The organism is Roseivivax isoporae LMG 25204, assembly GCF_000521865.1.
Taxonomy (GTDB): domain Bacteria; phylum Pseudomonadota; class Alphaproteobacteria; order Rhodobacterales; family Rhodobacteraceae; genus Roseivivax; species Roseivivax isoporae.
This window is the reverse complement of sequence record NZ_JAME01000138.1, coordinates 1-800: the sequence shown is the minus strand read 5'-3', so window position 1 is coordinate 800 and position 800 is coordinate 1. Positions and strand designations below refer to the sequence as shown.

Here is an 800-nt window from a genome sequence, read left to right as displayed (position 1 = left end):
CCCCGTTCGAGCCTGCCGCGCCTGACGCTGCCGCGTGCCGCCTACGGTTTCGTCCTGGTGACGATGGCGCTCGTGAGCCTGACCGCGGGTCTCTTTCTCTATTCGCGCGCGGGCGATCTCGCCGACCAGGCGCTTGACCAGGCGGTGCGGCTGCGCACGCAGGCAGCCGCCGCCGCCTATGCCCGTGCGATCCACGAGGACTGGAGCGATCTCACATATCTCGCCGCCGAGGCCGGGCGCGGCGATCTCGATCGGGTGCGGGGCCTGATGGACGGGATGCGCGGCGACGGCACGCGCATTTCGTGGATCGGCTGGGCAGGCACCGACGGCGTGGTGCGCACCGCATCGGACGGGCTGCTCGACGGGGCGGACGTGAGCGCGCGGCCCTGGTTCCGCAACGGGCTGCGCGGCGGCTTTGCCGGCGACGTGCACGAGGCGGTCCTGCTCGCCTCGCTCCTGCCCGAGACCGAAACCGGCGAGCCGCCACGTTTCATAGACCTTGCGCTGCCGGTGCGGACAACGGAGGGCGAGGCCGCCGGCGTCGTCGCGGTGCACATCGACTTCGACTGGGCCACGCGGTTCCTGTCCGAGACCGCGGACAGCCTTGGCCTCGACCTGTTCCTGATCGGCGCGGATGGCTCGGTGATCGCTGCGACGACCGGCGAACGCCCGACAACCGCCGAACTGCAGATCCTCCGCGCCGCCCGGGCGGGAACCGCGACCGCCACGCGCGAGACCTGGCCCGACGGCAACGACTACTTCGCCACGCTGCTGCCCCAGGTGGGCTACGACGACCTGCC

The 800-nt window shown here is 72.0% G+C and carries 1 protein-coding gene; it reads left to right on the top strand.

Going from position 1 to position 800, the window contains the following annotated elements:
• Positions 1-800 (top strand): cache domain-containing protein (locus tag RISW2_RS25245; RefSeq protein WP_084615554.1); only part of this gene is annotated, 800 nt, incomplete at both ends.